Source organism: Methylocystis iwaonis (assembly GCF_027925385.1).
GTDB lineage: Bacteria > Pseudomonadota > Alphaproteobacteria > Rhizobiales > Beijerinckiaceae > Methylocystis > Methylocystis iwaonis.
Genome location: NZ_AP027142.1, coordinates 2,980,364 through 3,002,382, shown reverse-complemented (window position 1 = coordinate 3,002,382; position 22,019 = coordinate 2,980,364). Strand labels below are relative to the sequence as shown.

Genomic DNA, 22,019 nt, shown 5'->3' with positions numbered 1-22,019 from the left:
CAATCATGCAAAAATTGGGTTGAAGGACGGGCGTTCGGCGCGAGTTGGACCGCGAGCCTTCAGGCTCGCACCTCTCCGGCGAGCCTGAAGGCTCGCGGTCCAAATGTTCGGCCGACTCATTTGCTCTTCCTCATGCCGGCCTTGTCGAGGAGGTCGGCGACGGCTTCTTCCGGCGGCGTCGCAGGCGGGGGCGATAGGCCAACAATCGCAGCGCGAATGGTTGTCGCGCTGGCGTCGGCAGGGACGCGCGCTTCCACGAAATAGCGGCTCGGCGCGAGCTTCGTGATTTGGTTGACGCCTTCGGAGAGCGTCTTGCCGCTCGCGTCGAGAAGCCGTGCGCTCACGCGGTCGGGCTCGGCGCGTATGCCAATGCCGACGTCGGCGTCGCGTTTCGTCTCGAAGGAGAAAAGCGCGCTGGCGCCGGGTGCAACGGCGATGGCGTCGTTCACGCCTTCATGCGCCTCAATCACCTTCTGTGCGGCGAGGTCGAGCGCACCCGAAAGCGCGCCCTCATTCGGCGCATAGATGTCGAGCGCAGCGTCGCCCGCCGCCGCATAGTGGCGGAATTCGACGCCCGCGGGGAAGGCGAAGGTTTCGCGCTTGCCGTTCTGCGTGAAGGAGATCAGCGCGGGGGAGCCGCTCGACGCGGTGAGCATCGCGGGCGCCTCGCGCTTGATCGCGAATCGCATGGCCTGGCCTTCGAGCGTGACGCGTTGCGGCAAGTCGATCGCGTGCGCAGTTGGAAGCGTCCAAGGCGCGGCGCCGTTGCGTTCGATCCAGGCGGCGACGAGGCCGGGCTTGTAATCGAGTATGGCTTCGCCGGCGCCGTCGAGTGAGAGGTCGCGCCCACGAAGAATGCGCCCGCTCTGCGAGACGAAGGTCGCGTCGGCGCCGATAACGATGAGGCGATCGCCCTTCTGCGCGTCGGCCGGGAGAGAGAGCTGGCCGGCGACGCCGAAGAAGCGCTTGAGTGCGGTCTTCGTGTTAAGAGTGACGCTTGCTTCGGTTGCGCGCGCAATGCGGGCGGGCAGCGGCGCATTCGTCGTGTTGACGAGCAGCACATGCGCGCCGGCGCCGTGGATCGTTCGCGAGACGGAGGCGCCGTCGCCGAAGACGCCGCGTTTGTCGATGAAGGCTGCGAGGCCGCCGGCGAGGTCGAGGGCGAGCGGCGCGTCGGATTTCTCCATGTCTACAGGCTGCGCGCTCATCGGCGGAATGACGCCCGCAAAGAGCGCGCCGCCATTCAGCGCCGGGCGCGTCTCCACGTCCATCGCCGAAAGCGTGGCGCGCATCGCGCTGGCGTTGCTCGCGTTCCACAATTGTGGGGCGGCGTCGCTTGCAAGGGCCAGCGCGGCGCCCTCAGCGACGCCCATGCCGTTTGCGGCGTCGATCGCCGACTGCGTGAAGGTCGAGCGCGTCAGCCACAGCCGCGTCTTGCCGCGCGGCGCGCCGAGCGGCGGCAGGAAGGCGCGTTCGCCTTCGCCGATGTCGAGCGCGATCTCCTCGCCGAGCCATTCGAAGGCGGCGACGCGGGGTTTTGTCTTGCAGTCGCGCGTCATCAGCCACAGCGCCTGCGATTGCGGCGCGAGCGCGCCCGAGCGCACGGGGCGCAGCAGGCGGCCTTGCGTCGAACCGGCGATAAGGGCGTCGGTCGTCGTCACGTCGACGAGCGCCGCGCTGGGCGTGTCGATCTTGGCGACGCAGAGCTGAGGCGCGACGTCGCTCACCGTTTCGAAAGCAATGTCGCCGGGGCTGCGCGCGCGGCGGTCGATGGCGCGCGCCGCAATCGTGATGGGCTCCGCGCCGCCGCCGACGGGCCATGCGGTCACGCGCCATTCGCTCTTGTCGCCCGTAGACGGCCATGCGGCGACGGGCGCGAGGCCGCGGTCGGCGCCGATCACGTGCCACTCGCCATTGGTCTCGCGATGCTCGATGGAAATGGCGACTTCTGCGGTCGAACGCGCGGCGACAAGCGCCAGCGCGCCGGCGGGCGTGGCGGGCAAAGCGAGCCGCTGCGCGCCGGCGCCCGTCAGAACCGCCTCGCCACTCGCGGCAAGCGGCGCGCCATCCGTCTCGCTCATGATCGCGAGACGAACCTCGACGCCGCTGTCATCCTCTTCGCTTTCCGTCTGCGTGTTTTCGTCGGAGGCGGCGTTGTCAGTCGAAGCGGATTCCTCGCCCGAATCCGCTTCCGAATCGTCGGACGCCTGCGTGTCGCTCGCCGCGTCCGACGCGGCCTTGCGCGTTGCGCCAAGTTCCTCCAGCTCCAGCTTGTAGGCGCCGGCGGGCAAGCGGCGGGCGAGCGCCACATTCCAGTCACTGGCGCGCGGTTCGAGGCGCTCCACCAAGTCGCCTGCGGCGGTTTTCAGAACTCCGATCGTTTCCTTGTCGCCGAAAGTCGAGAGATCGACGACGCTTTCCTTGGCCAGATTGAAGTCGAGCGTCGCCGGCAGGTCGACGCGCTGCGGCGCGCCGGGCTGCAACTGATCGGACGACAGCGTGATCTCGTAATCGAGCCGGTCATCATGCGCGAGGCTGCGCGCCTCGACCCGATAATCGCCGGCGCCGAGCTTGCCCTTGAAGGGACGGTCGCCCACCACTTTGCCAACGTTCTCGGCGTCGCCCTTCACGATATCGCCGATCATGCCTTCGCCGATCGAAAGCTCGATGTCGGAGTCGCCCAGCAGGGTGAAGCGCCAGACGTCCGGCGCGCGCGGCGCGTCCTTCGCCTGCGGCTCGCGCCATTGCAGCTTCTGGGGCTTCTCGAAGGGCAGGGGATGCGGGCCATGGCCTTCGAGCGCCGCCTCGGCGACGATCGGCGTCACGCGCGCGATCATTCTTGCTTCGGCGTCGGCGGGGCTCACCACAAGGCGATAGGCGCCGGGCTCCAAATGTTGGGTCTCGCGCTTGAAGGCGCCGGGCTTGGTCAGCGGCCAGCCGTCGGCGTCTTCGAGACGCGCCTGCCATTGCTGCGTCAGGCTGAAAAGCTCCAGGCGATAATCGCCCGCGCGGGTGATCTCGATCGGAACGATGGCGCCGTTCGCCGGCGCGAGTGTCGCGCGCGCAACGCCCTTGTCGGTGATCTTGGGGGTTGGCGTCAGCGACGCCGGCGCGACCGAAAGGCCAAGATGGCCGGCGGAGTCTTTTGCCGTGACGACGGCGCGATAAGCGCCTGCGCGCAGAAAAGTGGTGACCAGCGCATTATTGCCGGGGCCGTTGGCTTCTCCTTCGGCAAGCTTGGGCGACATGATCGCGCCGATGCGCAGCGCCGTCTTCATGCGTCCGAGCGTTTCGAGCCGATAGAGCCCGCCCTGCGCGACATCGAAGGGGACGTTTTTTGTTTCATCCCGCTTGAGATCGAAGAAGGCGGGGCGACCAGAAGCCGCGCGCGTCTTGGCGATCTCGGCGCCATCGGGCGTCTCCGGCATGGAGACGAGCGTCTCGGGCAGATAGATGATGGCGAGCGCGCGCTCCTTGGCGGCGGGGGCGATCGTCGCCGTGAGGATGCGGTAATCCCGTTCCGCCTTTTCCTGCGGGAAGGAGAGAGGCACATCGGCGCCGGTGGCGTCGCGCGCGACGATCTTTCCGCCATTGGGCGCGCGCAGCGTCACCGAGATTTCCTGCCCGGCCGCTTGATGCAGCGCGAGCGGCGCTTTGGTCAGATCGGCGGGCAGCGGGACGACGCGCGGGCCGGTGAGAAGCTGCGGCGCGACATTCGTGAGGATGAGATAGGCGCCGTTCGAATCCAACGTCTGCTCGCCGAAGGAGAGAGACGCGCGCGAGGGCAAAGCCGTGGGCTGGGGCGCGGTGAGGCCGGGGGGCCCGAGCGTGACGTCGACCACGCCGCCGGCGCCGTTCACGGGCTCCAGCGTGAGCAGATAAAAGCCCGCGACGAGATCGTAGACGTTCGAATCCTTCGCTGTCGCGTGTGGGGCGAGATTGCCCAGCGCCGGCTCGACGCTCGCATGCAGCCGCACGCCCTTTGCGTTGATCGCGACCTGGCCGTCGCGCGTCGCCTCGAAGAGCAGCGACACGGGACCGAGCAGATTGAACTTGCCGCGCCACGCCTTACCGGCGCCGATGCGCGGCATATCCGAGGCGAGAACGCGCGTGCGCCCGTCTCTCTCGATGCGCGCGAAGAGCGCGGTGAGAGGCGCCTCGTCGCCGCCTTCTCCGGCGACGTCGATCGAGACGAGATGCGGGCCGGCGCCCTCGAAAGTCTCGCGGTTCGATTGATGAACGGCGTGCAGCGTGTAGGACTGGCCCTCATAGCCGGTCACTTCCAGGCGCGCGGGCGAGACGCTGTCGCCGGCAAGACGCAGCGTGGCGACGGGCGCACGGCTGGATTTGCCGATCGAGGCGACATCGCGCGCGCCGCCGCGTTTCGCTTCGAGGCGCGCCGAGGCCTGTTGCGGCAGTTCGAGACGGAAGGAATCATAGCTTGCCGGCGCCTCGAAGCGCGCCGAGCCGGAGGGGCCGATCACGCCCTCGGCGACGCCGGCCGCAAGCAGCGCGGGCTCCGCCATGTGCAGCGCGAAGGGTTGCGCAGGGGAGCCGTCCGGCCAGACGAGCTTCTCGCCGCCATAGGCGGTGACGACATAGCGGCCGGCGGGGAGCTTCCCTTCGAGTCGTACGCGGTTCACGGAATGGCCCGGCCGCGTCTCGATCGTCGTGCGCTCGAAGGCGAGATCGGCCAGCGCGCCATCGGCCTGCCAGACGCGAAGATCCTGCAGGGCGCGACCGACGGCCTCCAGATAGACAGGCTTGTCGGTCGTTACGTTGAGCTCATAGGAGCGCTGCTGCAGATCGCCCAGCTCGCCGCTCTGCGTCACGCCGGGGCCCAGCGTCGGGCGCGCGGTCTCGACTTCGGCGAAGGGCTCGACGGCGACGCTCGCCTTGCCGCTCGCGTTCTTCACGGCGCCGATGCGCAATTTATAGACGCCCTTGTCGAGCAGCGCATCGATCCGCCCGTCGCGCAACCCCGCCGCGCCGGCTGATTCCAGCGGCCCTGCGATCATGTCGACGAGCTCGATGCGCGCGCCTGTCGGGCTTTTGGCGCGGATGGAATAGCGGCCGGGCGCGGGGATCGTCAGCAGGCTGGCGCCGTCCTTGTCGAGCGCAACCTCTTTTGGCGAGACCGTTATGGCGGCGGCGGCAGGCCGGACCTCGGCAATTTTGTCCTTGGCGAGGGAGAAGCTGGAGGAGAAGAAATAGGCTGCGCCCGCAGCCAGAAGGGAAAAAGCAATGCGCCGCATGAGGCCACCATAATAAACGCGCGCGGCGCAGCCGCCGCGACAGGAAGATAGGACCAGCTTTGCGCAGGAGTCGAGGCCGTCCGACGGCTTGTTCCCCATTGCCATGACGCGCTCCTTCGTCCGAATTTGAGACGAGCCGTTTTTCTTCTAGACTATGTGAGGAAGAGAGAAGTTGCGCTGGCGCACAGGCCGGCGTCCTGGTGCGTCGTCCGCGTCATTGGTCCGCGTGCGCCGCCCGGTTGCACACCGTTGTCATTCCCGACGCTCACGAAGCGAGCGATCGGGAATGACGGCGCCCGACGAGCCGTTCGAAAGGGAGCGGTTGTCAGTTTTTGTTTGACGACGCCTTAGGAGACAATATGCGGCGCTTCATTTGCACACTGGCTTTTATTGTCGCTCTCATCGCCCCGATAAGCGCGGCTTTCGCGGGGGCGCTGACGCTTCATGACCCTGTGGATTTGCGAACGCGGCCGGGCGCCAGGCGTCCCATTGCGCTGACCGTCCCCGCCGGCGCCGAACTCATTATACTTGGCGAGGGCGACAAATGGGTTCCGGTCGCATTCGAGGGACGGCGTTTCTATGCGCCCTACGCGCAGCTCGTCGCTGCGTCGCCGAGCGATCAGCCGTCGCCGGATCCGACCTGCGACTATGGCTATCCTTATTCGGGCAGCAATGACTTCTTCACGCGTCCGCTCGCGCAATTGCGCCATAGCGAGCCGCTGGGGGCGCTTCTCGGCTACCACCGATTCTACCCCTGCTGAGCGGGCCGATTCCGGCCTCTCGCGGCTGCGACATATAGGCACAAAGCGTTGTTCAGGCGCGTTGGCGAAATGTCGCCATCGCAGTGTTTGCTGCACGAAAATGCTGGCGCGCCTGAGACAATCGCCTTTACATAGATTTGATCTGTGACAATTGCGCGCAGAAGCTGTTCGACTTGAGTTTTTTTGACGCCCGTCAAATTCGGGCGATTGTTGCGCAGTACAATACCCAATGTGAATCGATGAAAGCGCAGTGAGACTTTGTCACGCCCTATTGGCGTCGGCGAGTTCTCGCAAACGCGGAAAACATGCGGAAACCTCCAGAGGACAAGATCATGGAGCGTACCCTCCCCATCCCCAAGCAAATGACTTTCGGCGAGATATCTCTCAGCGCCGTTTTCGTAGCCTTGGCCATTGCCTCGGCCTTCATCGCCGTCAAGGCTTATACGCCCGCTTACGCTTTCCACGCGGCGCTTTTCGCGGTTGGGTCGCTCGGCGCCGTCGTCGCGATCGTTTTGCGTTTCCGCGCCAGGGACGCGGCGCCGCCGCCGCTTCTGATCAACGGCCGGCCGAACTATAATTACGGGCCGATCAAATTCACCTCGATCGCCGCGCTGTTCTGGGGCGTCGCGGGCTTTCTCGTCGGACTCTATCTCGCTCTGGAGCTCGCCTATCCGGCGCTCAATCTCGATTTGCCCTGGACCAATTTCGGGCGTCTGCGGCCGCTGCATACGTCGGCGGTAATCTTCGCTTTCGGCGGCAATGTGCTGCTCGCGACGTCCTTCTACATCATGCAGCGCACGAGCCGCGCGCGCATCGCCGGCGATCTCGCGCCCTGGTTCGTCGTGCTGGGATACAACTTCTTTATCCTGATCGCGGGCACGGGCTATTTGCTCGGCGTCACGCGCGGGCATGAATATGCCGAGCCCGAATGGTACGCGATCCTCTGGCTCGTCGTCGTCTGGGTGGTTTATCTCCTCGTCTATCTCTTCACGCTCGCGCGTCGCGCCGAGCCGCATATCTATGTGGCGAACTGGTTCTTCCTCGCTTTCATCGTGACGGTCGCCGTGCTGGTGCTCGGCAACAATGTCGAGATTCCGATCTCGGTCTTCTCGCCGAAATCGGTCATCGTCTGGGCCGGCGTGCAGGACGCGATGATCCAGTGGTGGTACGGCCACAACGCCGTGGGCTTTTTCCTCACCGCCGGCTTCCTCGGCATCATGTATTACTTCATTCCGAAGCGCACGGATCGGCCGATCTATTCCTACCGGCTGTCCATCGTGCATTTCTGGGCGCTGATCTTCCTTTATATCTGGGCCGGTCCGCATCACCTGCATTACACCGCGCTGCCCGATTGGGCGCAGACGCTCGGCATGGTGTTCTCGGTCGTGCTGTGGATGCCCTCCTGGGGCGGGATGATCAACGGCGTGATGACGCTTTCGGGCGCCTGGGACAAGTTGCGCACGGACCCGGTGCTGCGCATGCTGGTCGTGTCGGTGGCCTTCTACGGCATGTCGACCTTCGAAGGCCCGCTAATGTCGGTGAAGGCGGTGAATTCGCTGTCGCACTACACTGACTGGGGCATTGGCCATGTGCATTCGGGCAGCCTCGGTTGGGTCGCCTTCGTGTCCTTCGGCGCGCTCTACTGCCTCATTCCCTGGGTGTTCAACAAACGGCTCTATTCGCTCAAGCTCGTGAACTGGCACTTCTGGATCTCGACGATCGGCATCGTCTTCTACATCTCCTCGATGTGGGTGGCGGGCATCATGCAGGGGCTGATGTGGCGCGCCTATACGCCGCAAGGCTTCCTCGAATATTCCTTCGTCGAGACCACTGAGGCGCTGCATCCTGAATATGTCATCCGCGCTATCGGCGGCGGGCTGTTCCTCATCGGCGCGCTGATCATGGTCTACAACATCTGGCGCACGCTCGCCTCGCCCGCGCTCGAATCCGCGCAAGACGTCGCCGCCTCTCCCCTGCCTGCCGAGTGAGGACGAAAGCCATGTCGCAATCCGCTCAACATGCGCCCGCCGGCGGCGGGCTTCAGAAAATCTTAGAGACCAATTCGATCCTGCTCATCGTCGGCATCCTGCTTCTCGTGTCGGTCGGCGGCATCGTCGAGATCGTGCCGCTGTTCTATCTCAAGAACACGATCGAGCAGGTGGAAGGCGTGCGGCCCTATTCGCCTCTGGAGCTCGCGGGCTACAATATTTACATCCGCGAGGGCTGCTACACCTGCCACTCGCAAATGATCCGACCCTTACGCGACGAGGTCGAGCGCTACGGCCATTATTCGCTCGCAGCGGAGAGCATGTACGACCACCCGTTCCAATGGGGCTCGAAGCGCACGGGGCCCGATCTCGCGCGTGTTGGCGGCAAATATTCGAACGATTGGCATCGCGATCATTTGCGCAACCCGCGCTCGGTGGTGCCGTCCTCGATCATGCCGGGCTACGCCTTCCTCTCGCAGACGCCGCTCGACGGCGAGCATCTCGCCGAGCAGATGCGGACGCTGCGCGTCGTCGGCGTGCCCTACACCGACGAACAGATCGACAACGCGCCGGGCGATCTCGCCGCGCAGCTTTCCGCTGACGCGCAGGGCGCGAGCGAGATGCAGAAGCGTTATCCCAACGCCGCCTTCACGGACTCGCCGTCGAAATCCGGTGTGACCGAGGAGGATGCGCTCGTCGCCTATCTGCAGCATCTCGGCGTCTCGGTCGATTTCAAGATCTACGACGATAAAGCGAATGTCAGGTGATCCGATGAACGCTGGAAACGCCGAAGTCATCTCGACCTATGAAAGCTTGCGCGCCTTCGCGGCCTCCTGGGGTCTGATCTTCTTCGGCCTGATTTTCCTGGGCGTCATCGTTTACGTCTTCTGGCCGTCGCGGCGGAAGCAATTCGAACATGACGCCCGAATTCCCTTTCGAGAGGATGACGACGATGTCTGACGACACGTTTGAGAATGGCCAGGCAAGAACAGGCAAGGTCAGAATCGACCCGGCGAGCGGCGTGCCGACCACGGGCCATGAATGGGACGGCATAGAGGAACTGAACACGCCGCTGCCGCGCTGGTGGGTGTGGACCTTCTGGATCACGATCATCTGGGGCGTCGGCTATACGATTGTCTATCCCGCCTGGCCGACGTTGTCGGGCGGAACACAGGGTCTTTTCGCCTGGAGCTCGCGCACACAGGTGGCCTCCGACGTCGCCGATCTGCAAACAACGCGTGGCCCCGTCCTCGGAAAGATCGCCGCTGCGCCGCTCGACAAGATCGAGTCCGATCCCGAGCTTCTCGCTGCCGCGCGCATGGTGGGCAAGGTCGCATTCGCCACGAACTGCGCGTCGTGCCATGGCGCCGGCGGGCAGGGCGCCAAGGGCTACGCCAACCTCAACGACGACGATTGGCTGTGGGGCGGCAAGCTCGCCGACATAAAGCAGACGATCGAGCATGGCGTGCGCTGGGACGCCGATAAGGCGACCCGCTCCTCCGCCATGCCGGCCTTTGGGCGCGACGGCATTCTGACGCCGGAGCAGATCGCGATCGTCGCCGATCACGTGCGCACCTATGCCGAGACGCCGGATTCGGATGCGCCGACGCCGCAGGGCGAGAAGCTCTACGCCGAGAACTGCGCGAGTTGCCACGGCGTCGAAGGCAAGGGCAATCCCGAGATGGGCGCGCCGGCGCTTTACGATCAGGTCTGGCTCTATGGCGCCGACAAGCCGACCATCGTCGCGCGCATCGCCAATGGCGGCGGCGCGGTGATGCCGGCCTGGAAAGGCAGGCTCGACGACACGACGATCAAAGCGCTCGCCGTCTATGTGCATTCGCTCGGCGGCGGGCAGTAAGGGAGGATTCTCCTTCTCCCCCTTGCGGGAGAAGGTGTCGCCGCGAAGCGGTGACGGATGAGGGCCCTCACCCAACCCTCGCTCACGCGAGGGCCGCCCTCTCCCGCAAGCGGGAGAGGCCGCCCTCTCCCGCAAGCGGGAGAGGGGGAGCCCGATCATCTGAACCAGTGAGTTGAAGCCATGTCCAGCGCGGAAACCCAATCAATTCTTCTCGACGACCCCATCGTCGAAGCGCCGCACAAGGTCTATCCCAAGAAGGTCGACGGACAATTCCGCCGCATCAAATGGGGCATTCAATTCGCGACGCTCGCAATCTATTATTTTCTTCCCTTCGTGCGCTGGGATCGTGGGCTCAACGCGCCGAGCCAGGCCGTTCTCGTCGATTTCCCGCACCGGCGCTTTTATTTCTTCTTCATCGAGATCTGGCCGCAGGAAGTCTATTACGTCACCGGCCTTCTGATCCTCGCGGCGCTGGCGCTTTTTCTCATGAACGCCGTCGCCGGCCGCATCTGGTGCGGCTATATGTGCCCGCAGACGGTGTGGACCGATTTCTATCTGACGACCGAGCGTTGGATCGAGGGCGATGCGCGCGACCGCGTCACGCTCGACGAAAGTCCGTGGACGCGCGATAAAATCCGCAAAAAGGTTTCGAAGCATTTCTTGTGGCTGCTCATCGCCTGGTGGACCGGCGGCGCCTGGGTGCTCTATTTCACCGACGCGCCGACAGTCGTGTGGAAATTGGCGACATTCCGAAACGGCGCCTTCGACACCTATCTCTGGATCGGCATTCTCACCTTCACGACTTACGTCTTCGCCGGCGTGATGCGCGAGAAGCTTTGCCTGCACGCCTGCCCCTGGCCGCGCATTCAGGCGGCTCTGACGGACGAATATGCGCTGAATGTCACTTATCGCTACGATCGCGGCGAGCCGCGCATGTCGCTTAAGCAAGCGACCGCGGCACGCGCGGCCAATCTGCCGTCGGGCGATTGCGTGGATTGCGGCCAATGCGTCGCCGTCTGTCCGACGGGCGTCGACATCCGTAAGGGGTCGCAACTCGGCTGCATTCAGTGTGGCCTCTGCATCGACGCCTGCGACGCGATCATGGAGAAAATTCATCGCCCGGCGCGGCTCATCGGCTACGATACGGAGATGAACGTCAAGCGCCGCCAATGCGGCGAGAGCGCGATCTACAAGCCGTTCCGCGTGCGGACCGTGCTTTACGTCCTGCTCATTCTCGGCGTCGCCGGCTTCATGTCGGTAACGCTCGCGACGCGCGACGACATGCATGTGAGCGTGCTGCACGATCGCAATCCGCTCGCCGTGCGTCTGAAAGACGGCGGCGTGCGCAATGGCTATACGCTGCGCTTCGCCAATAAGAAGGCGGAGGCGCGGAGCTTCACCATCGCCGTCTCCGGCGTCGCGGGCGCGCAGTTGGAGATCGTCGGCGTGACGCCGGGCAACAAAGGCAAGGCCGTGATCGAGGTCGGCCCGGATCAAACCCGCGAAGCGCGCGTTCTGCTCTCGACCCACGGCGCGGGCGGGAGCAAGGGACAGGCCCCCGTTACCTTCACCACGACCGACGCCGTAAGCGGCGAGGCGACGCAGGTGACGGACGTTTTCATCTGGCCGTGAGGAAGCGACATGAGCATGGTCATGAGCAATCCGCGCAATATGAAATCCGACTACGAGGCCGGCGGCAGGCCGCTCAGCGGGCGGAAGGTGCTGGCGATGATGGTCGGCTTCTTCCTCTTCGTCGGCGCCGTCAATGGCGTGATGATCTACAAGGCGCTGAAGACCTTTTCGGGCGAAGTGGTGGCGCGTCCTTATGAGCGCGGCCTCGCCTATAATCGTGACATTGCGCATGCGAGAGAGCAGGCGATGCGCGACTGGAAGGTCGACGCGCGGCTGTCGCGCCTGGCTTCCGGCGAGACGGAAATCCGCGTCGTCGCGCGCGATGGCGACGGGGCCGACGTGTCCGGCGCGCAGATGACAGCGCTGTTCGCGGCGCCCGCGGATCTCTCGAAGGATGTGCGCGTGAAGCTCGAGCAGACCGCGTCGGGGCGCTATGCGGGCAAGGCCGTAATCCCCGCGGGGCAACGCGATCTCGTCTTGACGGCGTCGCGGGGCGGCGATGAAGTGTTCCGCTCGAAGAACAGGATCGACGTGGAGTAAGGGTATTGGCGACGGTGGGCGTGAGCCCATCCCTTCCCTTTACGGGGAGGGTGGCGCGCGTAGCGCGACGGGTGGGGCCCGCCCCAACCCCAGCCGTAGCGGCGAGAACCCCACCCGGCGGTCTACGACCGCCGACCTCCCCGTAAAGGGGAGGTAGAGGGGCTCACCCCCAGTCTGGTTGATTCAAAGAGGCTCGCATGACCGCCGCTTTCGATCTCGACTCTCTCGTCACCCGCAGCGAAAATGGCGCGCGCCGCTTCGAGGCGGCAATCGACGGCATGACTTGCGCCGCCTGCATCGGCGAGATCGAGCACGGCTTGAGCGATCTTCCCGGCCTCGATCATGCCCGCGTGAATTACGGCAACCGTCGTCTGGCGTTGGAATGGCGCGGCGACTCCTTCGATCTCGCCGCCGCCTTCGAGCGCCTGCGCCGCATGGGCTATACGCTGCATCCTTTCGAACTCGCGCAGAGCGAGCGCGAGGAGATCGAAACCTCGCGCTTCCTGTTGCGCTGCCTCGCCATCGCCGGCTTTGCGGCGATGAACATCATGCTGCTCTCCGTCGGCGTCTGGGTCGGCGGCGACATCGATCCGGCGACGCGCGATCTTTTCCACGGCGTTTCGGCGCTCATCGCGCTGCCGGCGGCGGCTTTCGCCGGCCAGCCTTTCTTCAAGAGCGCTTTCGGCGCGTTGCGTGCCGGGCGGCTCAATATGGATGTGCCGATCTCGCTCGGCGTGTTGCTGGCGCTCGGCATGTCCGTCTATGAGACGCTGACGCATGCCGAGCACGCCTATTTCGACAGCGCGACCATGCTGCTGTCCTTCTTGCTGCTGGGCCGCTTCCTGGATCACGCCATGCGGCGCAAGACGCGCGCGGTTGCGGCCAATCTTGCGGCGTTGCGCGCGCCGCTTGCCTGCCGCCTGTCCAGCGACGGCGCCGAGACGCTCGTTCCGCTCGCTAAAATCGCCGCCGGCGACATCGTGCGGGTGAAGCCGGGCGAGCGCCTTCCCGTCGACGGCGTGATCGAAACAGGCGCGTCGCAACTCGACGAAAGCCTGATCACCGGCGAGACGAAGCAGCGCGCGGTTCTATCGGGCGACCAAGTCTACGCCGGCAGCATGAATTACGACGGTGCGCTCACCATCCGCGTTGAAGCCGGCAATGGCGAGACATTGCTCGACGACATCGAGCGGCTCTTGGAAAAGGCGACCAATGCGCGCTCGCGCTATCGGCGCCTCGCCGACCGAGTGTCGCGGCTTTATGCGCCCATGGTTCATCTCGCGGCGCTGTCCACGGCGCTCTTTTGGATGTGGCATGGCGCAAGCCTGCATCATGCGCTCATTACGGCGATCTGCGTGCTCATCATCACCTGCCCCTGCGCTCTGGCGCTCGCCGTGCCGGCGGTGCAGGTCGTGGCGAGCGGCGCGCTGTTTCGCGCCGGCGTGCTGCTCAACAGCGCTGACGCCATCGAGCGTCTTGCAGAGGCCGACACGATCGTCTTCGACAAGACCGGCACGCTGACCACGCCCGAGCCGCGCGTTGTCAACGCTCGTGAGATCGATGCGGGAGTCATCGACCTAGCGGCGCGTCTCGCGCGGGCGAGCAGCCATCCGCTCGCGCGCGCCGTCGCGCAGGAGCGGCCACGCGCAACGGCGCTCGACGCGCGCGAGGATCATGGGCAGGGCGTCTGCGCCATGGTCGCGGGCGTCGAGGCGCGGCTCGGCTCGCCGCATTTCTGCGGGCTCGATCACGAGGCTGCGCGTCTCGATGCGCTCGACGGGGATGTCTCGCTCGTCGCCTTCCGGCATGGCGACGCGCAGGCGCTTTTCCAGATCCGGCAGGTCTTGCGCAGCGACGCCGTCGAGGCCATTACGGCCCTGAAAGAGCGCGGCGTCGCGATCGAAATCCTGTCCGGCGACCGTGTTGAGGCTGTCGAAAAAATCGCCCGCGCGCTCGGCGTCTCGACCTGGTCCGGCGCCTTGAAGCCGGCCGGGAAGGTCGCGCGGCTCGAAGCCTTGCGCGCCGAGGGCCGCAAGGTTTTGATGGTCGGCGATGGATTGAACGATGCGCCGGCGCTCGCATCGGCCTATGTGTCCATCTCGCCGATCGACGCCACGCAGATCACCCAGGCGGCGGCCGACGCCGTGTTTCTCGGCGAACGCCTCGCGCCTGTCCTCACCGCGCTGGAGGTCGCGCGTCGGGCGCGCGCCTTGATGCGCGAGAATCTGGCGCTCTCGGTGATCTACAATGTTTTGGCTGTGCCGCTCGCCATGGCGGGGCTTCTCACGCCTTTGATCGCGGCGGCGGCGATGTCGGGATCGTCGATCCTGGTGACGTTGAACGCCTTGCGGGCAGGGGCAGGTGGCGAACGATCGCCATCTCCCCAAGCGCCCCCTCTCCACCTCTCCCCCGCTTCGCGGGAGAGAGAGCAGGATGTCGCCTCCGCCGATGCGCGGGAACACGTGACCAGATTGGAGGCGGCGGAATGACGGTGCTTCTCTTTCTCATCCCGCTCGCATTGTTGCTCGGCTTGCTTGCGCTCGTCGCCTTCATGTGGTCGCTCAAGCGCGGGCAGTTCGACGATCTCGATGGCGCGGCGCATCGCGTGCTGATGGATGACGACCTCGAGGGTAAAAAGTGAGTGTTAATCTCGATGATCTCGTTCTGGGGTCGGCTTCGCAGGACGAAGACGGCGCAACGGCCATGCGCGCCGGCCAGATCGTCTGCGCCTGTCCGGCCTCGCTGCCGCGCGCCGACATCACCGATCATCGGCTGACGCTGGCAATGGGCTTCGGGCTCGCTGTGCTGGCGCAGGCGCTGGTTCTCACCGTTCTCCCCGAGCAAAGTCGCCTCATCGCGCCGAGCGCCGAGCGCGTTGGCTGGCCCTTCACGCTCCTCCTCATCGGCGCGGCGATGGCAAGCTTTCCCGCTGCAATGCTCGTCGACTCTTTCGGGCGGCGCGCGGCTTTCGGACTTGGCGCGAGCCTTGGCGCGGCAGGCGGGGCGCTGTGCGCTTTCGCCATCAGCAAAGGCAATTTCTTCGGCCTGTGCCTCGGCGCCTTCTGGCTCGGGCTCGCGCAGGGCTTCGCGCTCTTCTACCGCCATATCGCCGCGCAAGGCGCGCCGCGCGACGGGCTGATCGTACTAGCCGGCGGCGCCGGCGCGGCGTTGCTGACGCCGCTCTTCGTGTCGCTCTTAGAGAGTCCGGGCGCCATGCTGCTGGCCGCCGCAGGCCTGCATATCGCGGCGCTCGCGCTCTCGGTGCGCATGCCGCATGCCCGCTTCGGCAAGCCGGGCCCAGTCGAAAGGCGCCTCTCGCGCGCTTTCGTGATTGCGACGATCGCGGGCGCTCTCGCCTGGTTCGTGATGTCGGCGGGCATGTTGCACGGGCCGCTGACGCTCGCCGTCTGTTCGGCCGCGCCTGCCTTCATCGGCGGCGCCATGGGCTGGCATCTCTTCTCGATGTATGGACCGGCGGCGCTTGCCGCGCGTTGGCCGGCGCTTTTCCCGCCGCTGCCGATCGTTGGAATCGGGCTTGCCGCCATGCTTTTGGGCGCCGCCGCAGTGCTTTCTGCCGCATCGGTCGCGAGTGTGACTGCGGGGCTGCTTGCGATCGGGATGGGATGGGGCGCCGTGAATGTTGCGGCTCTGCGTCTTCTGCATGAAGGCGCGCGCCCGTCGCGGCTTGCGCTCGCATTACACGATGTATGCCTGCTTGGCGCGGCGGCCGCAGGGGCTTTGGTGTTTTAATGGTCAAAGTACAGTAAAGCGCCACAAGCAGACTCCGGTCGCGGGTTTGCGCACGACCGCTTTGGACATAGCGTAGGGACACGCGCGTGCGTAGCGCAGCCGTGTTGACGGTGATTATGGAACGGCCCACCCCTCGCCTCGGGCGATGTAGTCTCGCCGGAGACTCGATGAGAGGGAGGGAAGGCTCGTTGAGTTTTTACAGGAATTTCTTATGCTTTCAGGAGGACGGCAATGTTGAACCCAAACCAAATTGGTGAGCTCGTTAAGAACAATATCTCTCCACTGATCGGATCATTAAAAGATCCAGAACCGAATAAATCCGTAGGGATCCTCGTCGGCGTGACCTATGGCGGCGTTCGATACTACTACCACTACGGTCAAGTTGATCTGGCAAGCGGAAGCGCCCAAATAAGGGAGAGCGTCCACATCAAGGATATCGTGTTTTTCATTGGCTCGAACAGCAAGGTCTTTACAGCGACCTTGCTGGCGCTCGCGGCTTCGTCGGCGAATAATCCCGTCACACCCTCAACATCTGTCGCGAGCCTTCTGCCATCGAATGTCAGCATCAACCAACCGTATGGCGAAATTCTCCTTTGGCACCTGGCCACGCACAGCGCCGGATATCCGGACGGGACGTGCGGCGCTCACCCGTTCGGCGACTATTCATTCACATTGATGGGGCGATTTCTGAGTAACTTCGAGCCGTCTTATACGCCGGGCAAATATTGGGTCTACAGCAATCAAGGCTTCGCTCTTCTGGGCGTTTTGCTGTCACATGCCTATGGCGGCGGCGCGAGCTCGGACTGGGACGCCACATATCAGAACTGGCCGGCAGTGGTGGTCGACAACATCTCCGCGCCGCTCGGGATGGCAAGTACACAAGTCGACTACAGCAATGTATCTGGGCGGGTGGCGCAGGGCCATATCTATACCGACGCTGCCGGCGGGCCAGCGTATAATCGCGTCGATCCGCCCAATTGGGCGCTGACGTCTGCGGGCCTCGGCGCGGGCGCGCTGTCATCGACGCTTGAGGACATGCTGACGTTCTTGGAGGCTTCCATCAGCCCGCCGCCCAATCCCCTCGGCGCAGCAATGACCGAGACCCAGCAAGCCTACGCCGGATCCGAGGGACTTTCCATGGGCCTTGGGTGGCAATTGTCGAATGACTACCTCGACAAGAACGGCGGCCTCAGCGGCTATGAAACCTACATGGCCTTTGATCAAGGCGCCAAAATCGGCGTTTTCTTGTTTGGCAATACGAGTGGTGGGAACAAAGCCGCGCACCCAGGGACCGCTCTCGATCAAGCAGGACGTCGTTTGCTGGGCGCGCTCCGCGAAAGCGTGGCCAATCCCTCGAGATTCCCGCGCCCGCCAACGACTCCCCAGTGCCCATAGGATGGGGCAGGCAAGTTGCGCGGACATTGAGGCCCCTGGGATGTCTCCTGGGGGCCCATACGATACCGTCCGGCAGGACGTCCATTTGATTGGACCAAGATCCCCTTCCCCAATGCTGAACTTTAAACTGAGACACTGCCAATGGCGGCTTCCGGGTCAAGAGCAGCCTTCCGCACTGGACCGCGTGGCGCCAAAAATGGCCCCTCCTATGAAAGGCTTGATCGCGACTGCAACCAAGATGTGCGTCCGAGAACTTGTGTAACGAGATTGTTCGGCGCGGAAGCGGATTCTTCACAAATTCGCCTGGTTTGCTTCTTCCTTTCTCCAGGTAGCAGCTTTCGATCTGAGTAATGAAAGTTGAGAAGCGCTCTCCGTGTCCGACGGCGGCGGAAGTTGTTCCGCGTCTGACAGAGACGTAGAGTTGATAGGAGCTCCAACTGCAACGCCAGCGCTTTGCATCTTGCGGGGCAAAAAAGCCGGAAGTTCAATCTGGCAAGTCATAAGAAACTGACGAACGGGAGTGACGCATGAAAAAAGCTTTCCTCAGCGACTGGACTCTCGACGCTTTCGAACAAAGAGAGGAAGAGCGCCGCAGCAAGGAGCGGGACGAGGCGGCTCACGTCCGGTCGAGCGAGGAAAAGCAGCGCGGCAATGAAATACTTTGCGGCGAGTGGACCGTCGCCGGTCTACAAAAAAGATTCGCTTCTATAGAGCAAAGGCTCGCAGCTCTGGAAAAAAGAGAAGAAGAGCGGCGTCAGAAAGAACAGCCCGAGCCGCCTCAGGCGGCGCGCCCCCAATTGCTGGAGGAAAAGCACGGCAACAGGGAGGCGTTTCTCAACGACTCGACTGAGCTTGGCGAAGCGAGGATCGTGCGCCAACAGGCAGAAGCCGTCCGCCACGCCGATGAGCGAGGGCTCGAGCCAGAGGCGGCTGCAACTGTGACGCTCGACGAACAAGTCAGGCTACAGAGGGCTCGTTTGAAAAACCGCACCCTCGAGGAGGCGGAGAATGTTCGAGTTGGAGACGCGCATAGTATGCTGCGCGGTTTGTTTTCTTTCGTGATCATTGCTTCTATTGCCGGAGCGATCGGTTTTGGGATTGGCCTTTCCATAGTGCCGATCGACAAAGCCGTTCAATTTCGCTCTCTGGTAGAGCGGGGGCTCGACTCCATCCATGGAACGATAGTGACCTTCGAAGAACGACTTCGGCAGATATCCAAGTGAACTGAACCGGCAGGCTTTCACAGACGCGTCATCCGAAATCCGCTTGATTGGTTCGGTGTCATACCATTTGCGTTTGAACAGCTCGCATCGGGCGCGTGTCATTCCCGGCGGGCAGCCACAAGAGCGCTGGTTTTGCCCAGAGCCCGTCATTGCGAGCGAAGCGAAGCAATCCAGGGCGGCGATGCGGCCCTGGATTGCTTCGTCGACTCCGCCTCCTCGCAATGACGGCTGTTCAAATGGAATTGCTCACAGCCGCACGCCCGCATGCGCGAGCTCCACCTGCGGGGCGCGCGTGTCGCGGTCGCCGAATTTGGCGCGATAGACCACGAAATTCTCCATCACGCGTTGCACGTAATTGCGCGTCTCGGAGATGGGGATGCGCTCGACCCAGTCGATCGGATCGACGCCGGGCTTGCGCGGATCGCCATAGGCGTCGATCCATTGCTTCACACGGCCGCCGCCGGCGTTATAGGCCGCGAAGGTAAGGAGATAAGCGCCTCTATATTCGCCGAGCAGAATGCCGAGATGCGCCGCGCCCAATTTGGCGTTGAAGGCGGGCTCGCTCAGCATGCGCGGGAGATCGAAGGCGACGCCATGCGTATAGGCGGTGTGGCGCGCGGTCGAGGCGATCATCTGCATCAGGCCCATTGCGCCGGCGGACGAAACCGCTTTCGGATCGAAGGCGCTTTCCTGACGCGCGATGGCGTAGACGACCGAGCGCGGCGCCGAATTCGGCAGCGCGTCGAAATTCGGGATGCCATAGGAGGGGAAGGCCACGTCGTCGAGCGGCACGCCGCGGTAGGAGGCGCTCTTGCCGAAGACGAGGGACATTTTCGCGTCGCGTTGTTTCGAGACGACCTCGCCGAGCGCAGCGACCTGCGCGATGTCGCTCATGTTCTTGGCGGCGTCGAGCGCGAGCGGCGCGGCGACGTCCTTGTCGCCGGTGGCAAGCAGCAGCTCCACCACTCTCACGGCCTCGTGGCGGTCAGTGTCCTTTGCCGCCGTGGGGGCAGGGCGCAGCGGGCGATCTTCCGCGCCGAGCTTGGCGCAGGCGAGCTGGCCGTAGAAGGTCGTCGAATGGGCGGCGGCCCGGCGGTAGAAGTCGCGCGCGCTCGCGTCGTCGTCCGGCGTGCGATAGGCTTCCGCCGCGCGGCCGCGCCAATAAAGCGCGCGTGACTTCTGCAGCGGCGTTTCGGCGACCTGCTCGAGCGCCGCGAAATGGCGGGCGGCACGGGAGGGATCGTCCAGGAAGCGCAGGGCAATCCAGCCGGCCTGGAACTCGGCTTCCACCTTGTTGCTGGTCGAACGGGCGTTGTGCTGGGCGGCGACGATATAAGCGCTGTCCGCATCGCCGAGGTCGAGCAGCTTGCGCGAAGTCTGACGCCGCTCGGCCCACCAGGCGTCGCCGTCGATCACCTTGCCGGGATCAGTGGGCGCCTTCTTCAACAGCGCGCCCGCGTCGGCGAATTTCTTGGCGTTGTTGAGCATGCGCGCGCGAGAGAACAACAGGCCGGGATCGTTCTGCAGCGCCGGCGGCACGGAGGCAAAAACCTTGTCGCCGGCGGCGCCGACATTCGCCGCGATGCGGGCGCGGGCCAGCAGGGTCACATCCTTGCCGGCCAGCTCCGCGGCGCGCAGGGCTTGGGCGTTCTTGCCGGCGTAGAGCAGCCGGTCGGCGCGATATTTATGGTCGGTGGGGGTGAGAAGCTCGCCGAGCTCTTTGAGGAACTGGTTTTCGAAGCCGCCGAGATCGTCTTCCCGCCAAGCGTCGCGGGCGTAGAAGGCGGCCGTGTCGAAATCGCCGTCGCGGCCGAGCGCCTTGGCCAGCGCATATTTGCCGTAAGGCGTGAGCGGCGGCTTGTCCTCGAACCAGGATTTCGCGACCTTGTCGGGCTGGTGCTCGGCGACGAGGGCTTCTTCGGCGCGGCGGCGCAGCCAGTCTGCCGCCGGCCAATCTGGATGCGTTTCGAGAAAGGCGGTGATCCGCTTGAAGCCGGCCTCGCGCGGGTGGCGCTTGAGCGCCGTCCAATGAACCGCCGTATGGGCGAGCCCGCTCGTGAGATTGGCGGCGGCGGCGTCGCCCGCCGCGAAGTCGGCGCTCTTGAAGGCGGCGAGCGCATGGGAGAAGGCTTCCCAATCGCCGCCGAGGATCGTCGCCGGGTCGAGCGCGGCCGTCGTTTCGCGCAGCCAGCCCTCCGGCGGCGCGTAATCGGCGAGGGGCGTCGATGTGGGGTCGTCGGAGCCAAAGAGCGCCGGCTGCGCGGGATGCGCCGCCTCCGTGTGTGGCGGCGCGCCCGTGACAAATCCGCGCAGCGTTTCTTCGAGATTGCCGACGCGCGTGCGCCAGGCGCCGAGGCTGAAGGGGATATAGGGAACCCAGCGCGCCGTCCTTGGCGCCGCCTCCTTGTCGCGCAGGGCGTCAAGACCCGTGAAAGCAGGCGTGATGACGGCGATGGCGGTCGCCGTCGCGAGAATATGGAGGCGGATCGAGACGCGTGGAGGCAACGTCATCAGCGTGGGTCCCCGTTGCGCAGAAGCTGCTCTCTAATCATTTACGAAGCGTCAACCATACTTCCCGCCGCCGCGCTCCGGCCTCGCCCGAGACATGTAGGGCGCAGGTGGGGCTTTTCTCCCAAGCGCCCAGCGGCTATGAAGGGCGCTTCCATGATACGGACGCGAATACGGCGGCTGTGAGGCGCAGGGAAGTTCCTGATTCTATGAGAACAAAGCCTATTTTTCACGGGTCGAACACCGCTCTCGTCACGCCATTCGCCAATGGAGAGGTCGATTTCGAGGCGCTCCGGGCTCTCGTCGAGTGGCAGATCGAGCAAGGGACTCACGGGCTCGTGCCGGTCGGCACGACCGGTGAAAGTCCGACGCTCTCCCACGAAGAGCATGGCCGCGTCATCACCGAGACGATCCGCGCCGCGCGCGGGCGTGTGCCGGTCATCGCGGGCGCCGGCTCGAATAATACGCGCGAAGCGATCGCCATCGCCGGCCATGCCGAGCGCGCCGGCGCCGACGGCTTGCTGATCGTCACGCCTTATTACAACAAGCCCAATCAGGAAGGGCTTTATCAGCACTTCAAGGCGATCAACGACGCCGTCTCGATCCCGATCATCATCTATAATATCCCGCCGCGCTCGGTGGTCGATATGAGCGTCGAGACGATGAAGCGGCTCTCCGACCTCAAGAACATCGTGGGCGTGAAGGACGCGACCGGCAATATCGGACGCATTTCCCTGCAGCGCGACGCGATGGGGCCGGAGTTCATCCAGCTCTCTGGCGATGATCTCACCGCGCTGTCCTGCATGGCGGCGGGCGCGCATGGCTGTATTTCCGTGGTCTCCAATATCGCGCCGCGGCTCTGCGCCGATCTGCAGAACGCCTGCCTGGCCGGCGATTACGCCAAGGCGCTGGAAATTCAGGATAAACTTGTGCCGCTTCACGTCGCGACCTTCCTGGAAGCCGGCGTGACGGGCGCCAAATATGGTCTGTCGCTGCTCGGCAAGGCGCGCGAGGAAGTGCGTCTTCCGCTCGTTCCCTCGACGCAGCCGACGAAGGACCGCATCCGCGCCGCAATGATCCACGCCGGCGTGCTGCCGGCTTGAAGGTAA

Annotated in this window: 15 protein-coding genes; 13 read left to right on the top strand and 2 right to left on the bottom strand. The window is 64.6% G+C overall.

Annotation, left to right across the window (positions count from 1 at the left end):
* Positions 1 to 116: 116 nt before the first annotated feature.
* A complete protein-coding gene (locus QMG84_RS14400) occupies positions 117 to 5,360 on the bottom strand; it encodes a hypothetical protein (RefSeq protein ID WP_281928735.1) in 5,244 nt (1,747 codons plus the stop codon).
* Positions 5,361 to 5,614: 254 nt separating this feature from the next.
* Between QMG84_RS14400 and QMG84_RS14395 the strand changes: the two genes are divergently transcribed.
* The 12 genes from QMG84_RS14395 (at position 5,615) to QMG84_RS14340 (ending at position 18,402) form a co-directional block, all read left to right on the top strand.
* Positions 5,615 to 6,016: an SH3 domain-containing protein gene (locus QMG84_RS14395; protein WP_281928734.1), complete on the top strand. Its 402-nt coding sequence runs from the start codon at positions 5,615 to 5,617 to the stop codon at positions 6,014 to 6,016.
* Between the two features lie 332 nt (positions 6,017 to 6,348).
* Complete coding sequence (gene ccoN, locus QMG84_RS14390; RefSeq protein ID WP_281928732.1) at positions 6,349 to 8,004, top strand: cytochrome-c oxidase, cbb3-type subunit I; 1,656 nt, start codon at positions 6,349 to 6,351, stop codon at positions 8,002 to 8,004.
* An 11-nt stretch (positions 8,005 to 8,015) separates the two neighbouring features.
* A complete protein-coding gene (ccoO, locus tag QMG84_RS14385) occupies positions 8,016 to 8,771 on the top strand; it encodes a cytochrome-c oxidase, cbb3-type subunit II (protein ID WP_281928730.1) in 756 nt (251 codons plus the stop codon).
* Between the two features lie 4 nt (positions 8,772 to 8,775).
* Positions 8,776 to 8,964, top strand: coding sequence for a cbb3-type cytochrome c oxidase subunit 3 (locus QMG84_RS14380; protein WP_281928729.1), 189 nt, complete (start codon positions 8,776 to 8,778; stop codon positions 8,962 to 8,964).
* A complete protein-coding gene (gene ccoP, locus QMG84_RS14375) occupies positions 8,948 to 9,862 on the top strand; it encodes a cytochrome-c oxidase, cbb3-type subunit III (RefSeq protein WP_281928727.1) in 915 nt (304 codons plus the stop codon). The genes QMG84_RS14380 and ccoP overlap by 17 nt, the downstream gene beginning before the upstream one ends.
* Before the next feature lie 180 nt (positions 9,863 to 10,042).
* The gene (gene ccoG, locus QMG84_RS14370) at positions 10,043 to 11,494 is read left to right on the top strand and encodes a cytochrome c oxidase accessory protein CcoG (protein ID WP_281928726.1); all 1,452 of its coding nucleotides are present in this window, start codon (positions 10,043 to 10,045) and stop codon (positions 11,492 to 11,494) included.
* Between the two features lie 9 nt (positions 11,495 to 11,503).
* Positions 11,504 to 12,034, top strand: coding sequence for a FixH family protein (locus QMG84_RS14365; RefSeq protein ID WP_281928725.1), 531 nt, complete (start codon positions 11,504 to 11,506; stop codon positions 12,032 to 12,034).
* Between the two features lie 197 nt (positions 12,035 to 12,231).
* On the top strand, positions 12,232 to 14,523 hold the full coding sequence (locus tag QMG84_RS14360; RefSeq protein ID WP_281928724.1) for a heavy metal translocating P-type ATPase: 2,292 nt from the start codon (positions 12,232 to 12,234) through the stop codon (positions 14,521 to 14,523).
* Positions 14,520 to 14,675 (top strand): cbb3-type cytochrome oxidase assembly protein CcoS, encoded by a 156-nt coding sequence (gene ccoS / locus QMG84_RS14355; protein WP_165053556.1) that lies wholly within the window; start codon positions 14,520 to 14,522, stop codon positions 14,673 to 14,675. Before QMG84_RS14360 ends, ccoS begins: the two co-directional genes overlap by 4 nt.
* On the top strand, positions 14,672 to 15,784 hold the full coding sequence (locus tag QMG84_RS14350) for an MFS transporter (RefSeq protein WP_281928722.1): 1,113 nt from the start codon (positions 14,672 to 14,674) through the stop codon (positions 15,782 to 15,784). The genes ccoS and QMG84_RS14350 overlap by 4 nt, the downstream gene beginning before the upstream one ends.
* A 231-nt stretch (positions 15,785 to 16,015) precedes the next feature.
* Positions 16,016 to 17,179 carry a serine hydrolase domain-containing protein gene (locus tag QMG84_RS14345; protein WP_202072332.1) on the top strand — a complete coding sequence of 388 codons (1,164 nt, stop codon included), beginning with the start codon at positions 16,016 to 16,018 and terminating at the stop codon, positions 17,177 to 17,179.
* A 527-nt stretch (positions 17,180 to 17,706) separates the two neighbouring features.
* The gene (locus QMG84_RS14340) at positions 17,707 to 18,402 is read left to right on the top strand and encodes a hypothetical protein (RefSeq protein ID WP_281928719.1); all 696 of its coding nucleotides are present in this window, start codon (positions 17,707 to 17,709) and stop codon (positions 18,400 to 18,402) included.
* A 246-nt stretch (positions 18,403 to 18,648) separates the two neighbouring features.
* Here the strand turns inward: QMG84_RS14340 and QMG84_RS14335 are convergent, their stop codons facing one another.
* Positions 18,649 to 20,913 (bottom strand): lytic transglycosylase domain-containing protein, encoded by a 2,265-nt coding sequence (locus QMG84_RS14335; protein ID WP_281928717.1) that lies wholly within the window; start codon positions 20,911 to 20,913, stop codon positions 18,649 to 18,651.
* A gap of 206 nt (positions 20,914 to 21,119) precedes the next feature.
* Here QMG84_RS14335 and dapA point away from each other — a divergent pair, with 206 nt between their 5' ends.
* Positions 21,120 to 22,013, top strand: coding sequence for a 4-hydroxy-tetrahydrodipicolinate synthase (gene dapA / locus QMG84_RS14330; RefSeq protein ID WP_202072338.1), 894 nt, complete (start codon positions 21,120 to 21,122; stop codon positions 22,011 to 22,013).
* Positions 22,014 to 22,019 lie beyond the last annotated feature (6 nt).

Bases quoted from the DNA above. Each gene is read 5' to 3' on its own strand.
- QMG84_RS14400 (WP_281928735.1), bottom strand. From the start codon at position 5,360: ATGGCAATGGGGAACAAGCCGTCGGACGGCCTCGACTCCTGCGCAAAG.
- QMG84_RS14395 (WP_281928734.1), top strand. From the start codon at position 5,615: ATGCGGCGCTTCATTTGCACACTGGCTTTTATTGTCGCTCTCATCGCC.
- ccoN (WP_281928732.1), top strand. From the start codon at position 6,349: ATGGAGCGTACCCTCCCCATCCCCAAGCAAATGACTTTCGGCGAGATA.
- ccoO (WP_281928730.1), top strand. From the start codon at position 8,016: ATGTCGCAATCCGCTCAACATGCGCCCGCCGGCGGCGGGCTTCAGAAA.
- QMG84_RS14380 (WP_281928729.1), top strand. From the start codon at position 8,776: ATGAACGCTGGAAACGCCGAAGTCATCTCGACCTATGAAAGCTTGCGC.
- ccoP (WP_281928727.1), top strand. From the start codon at position 8,948: ATGACGACGATGTCTGACGACACGTTTGAGAATGGCCAGGCAAGAACA.
- ccoG (WP_281928726.1), top strand. From the start codon at position 10,043: ATGTCCAGCGCGGAAACCCAATCAATTCTTCTCGACGACCCCATCGTC.
- QMG84_RS14365 (WP_281928725.1), top strand. From the start codon at position 11,504: ATGAGCATGGTCATGAGCAATCCGCGCAATATGAAATCCGACTACGAG.
- QMG84_RS14360 (WP_281928724.1), top strand. From the start codon at position 12,232: ATGACCGCCGCTTTCGATCTCGACTCTCTCGTCACCCGCAGCGAAAAT.
- ccoS (WP_165053556.1), top strand. From the start codon at position 14,520: ATGACGGTGCTTCTCTTTCTCATCCCGCTCGCATTGTTGCTCGGCTTG.
- QMG84_RS14345 (WP_202072332.1), top strand. From the start codon at position 16,016: ATGTTGAACCCAAACCAAATTGGTGAGCTCGTTAAGAACAATATCTCT.
- QMG84_RS14340 (WP_281928719.1), top strand. From the start codon at position 17,707: ATGAAAAAAGCTTTCCTCAGCGACTGGACTCTCGACGCTTTCGAACAA.
- QMG84_RS14335 (WP_281928717.1), bottom strand. From the start codon at position 20,913: ATGACGTTGCCTCCACGCGTCTCGATCCGCCTCCATATTCTCGCGACG.
- dapA (WP_202072338.1), top strand. From the start codon at position 21,120: ATGAGAACAAAGCCTATTTTTCACGGGTCGAACACCGCTCTCGTCACG.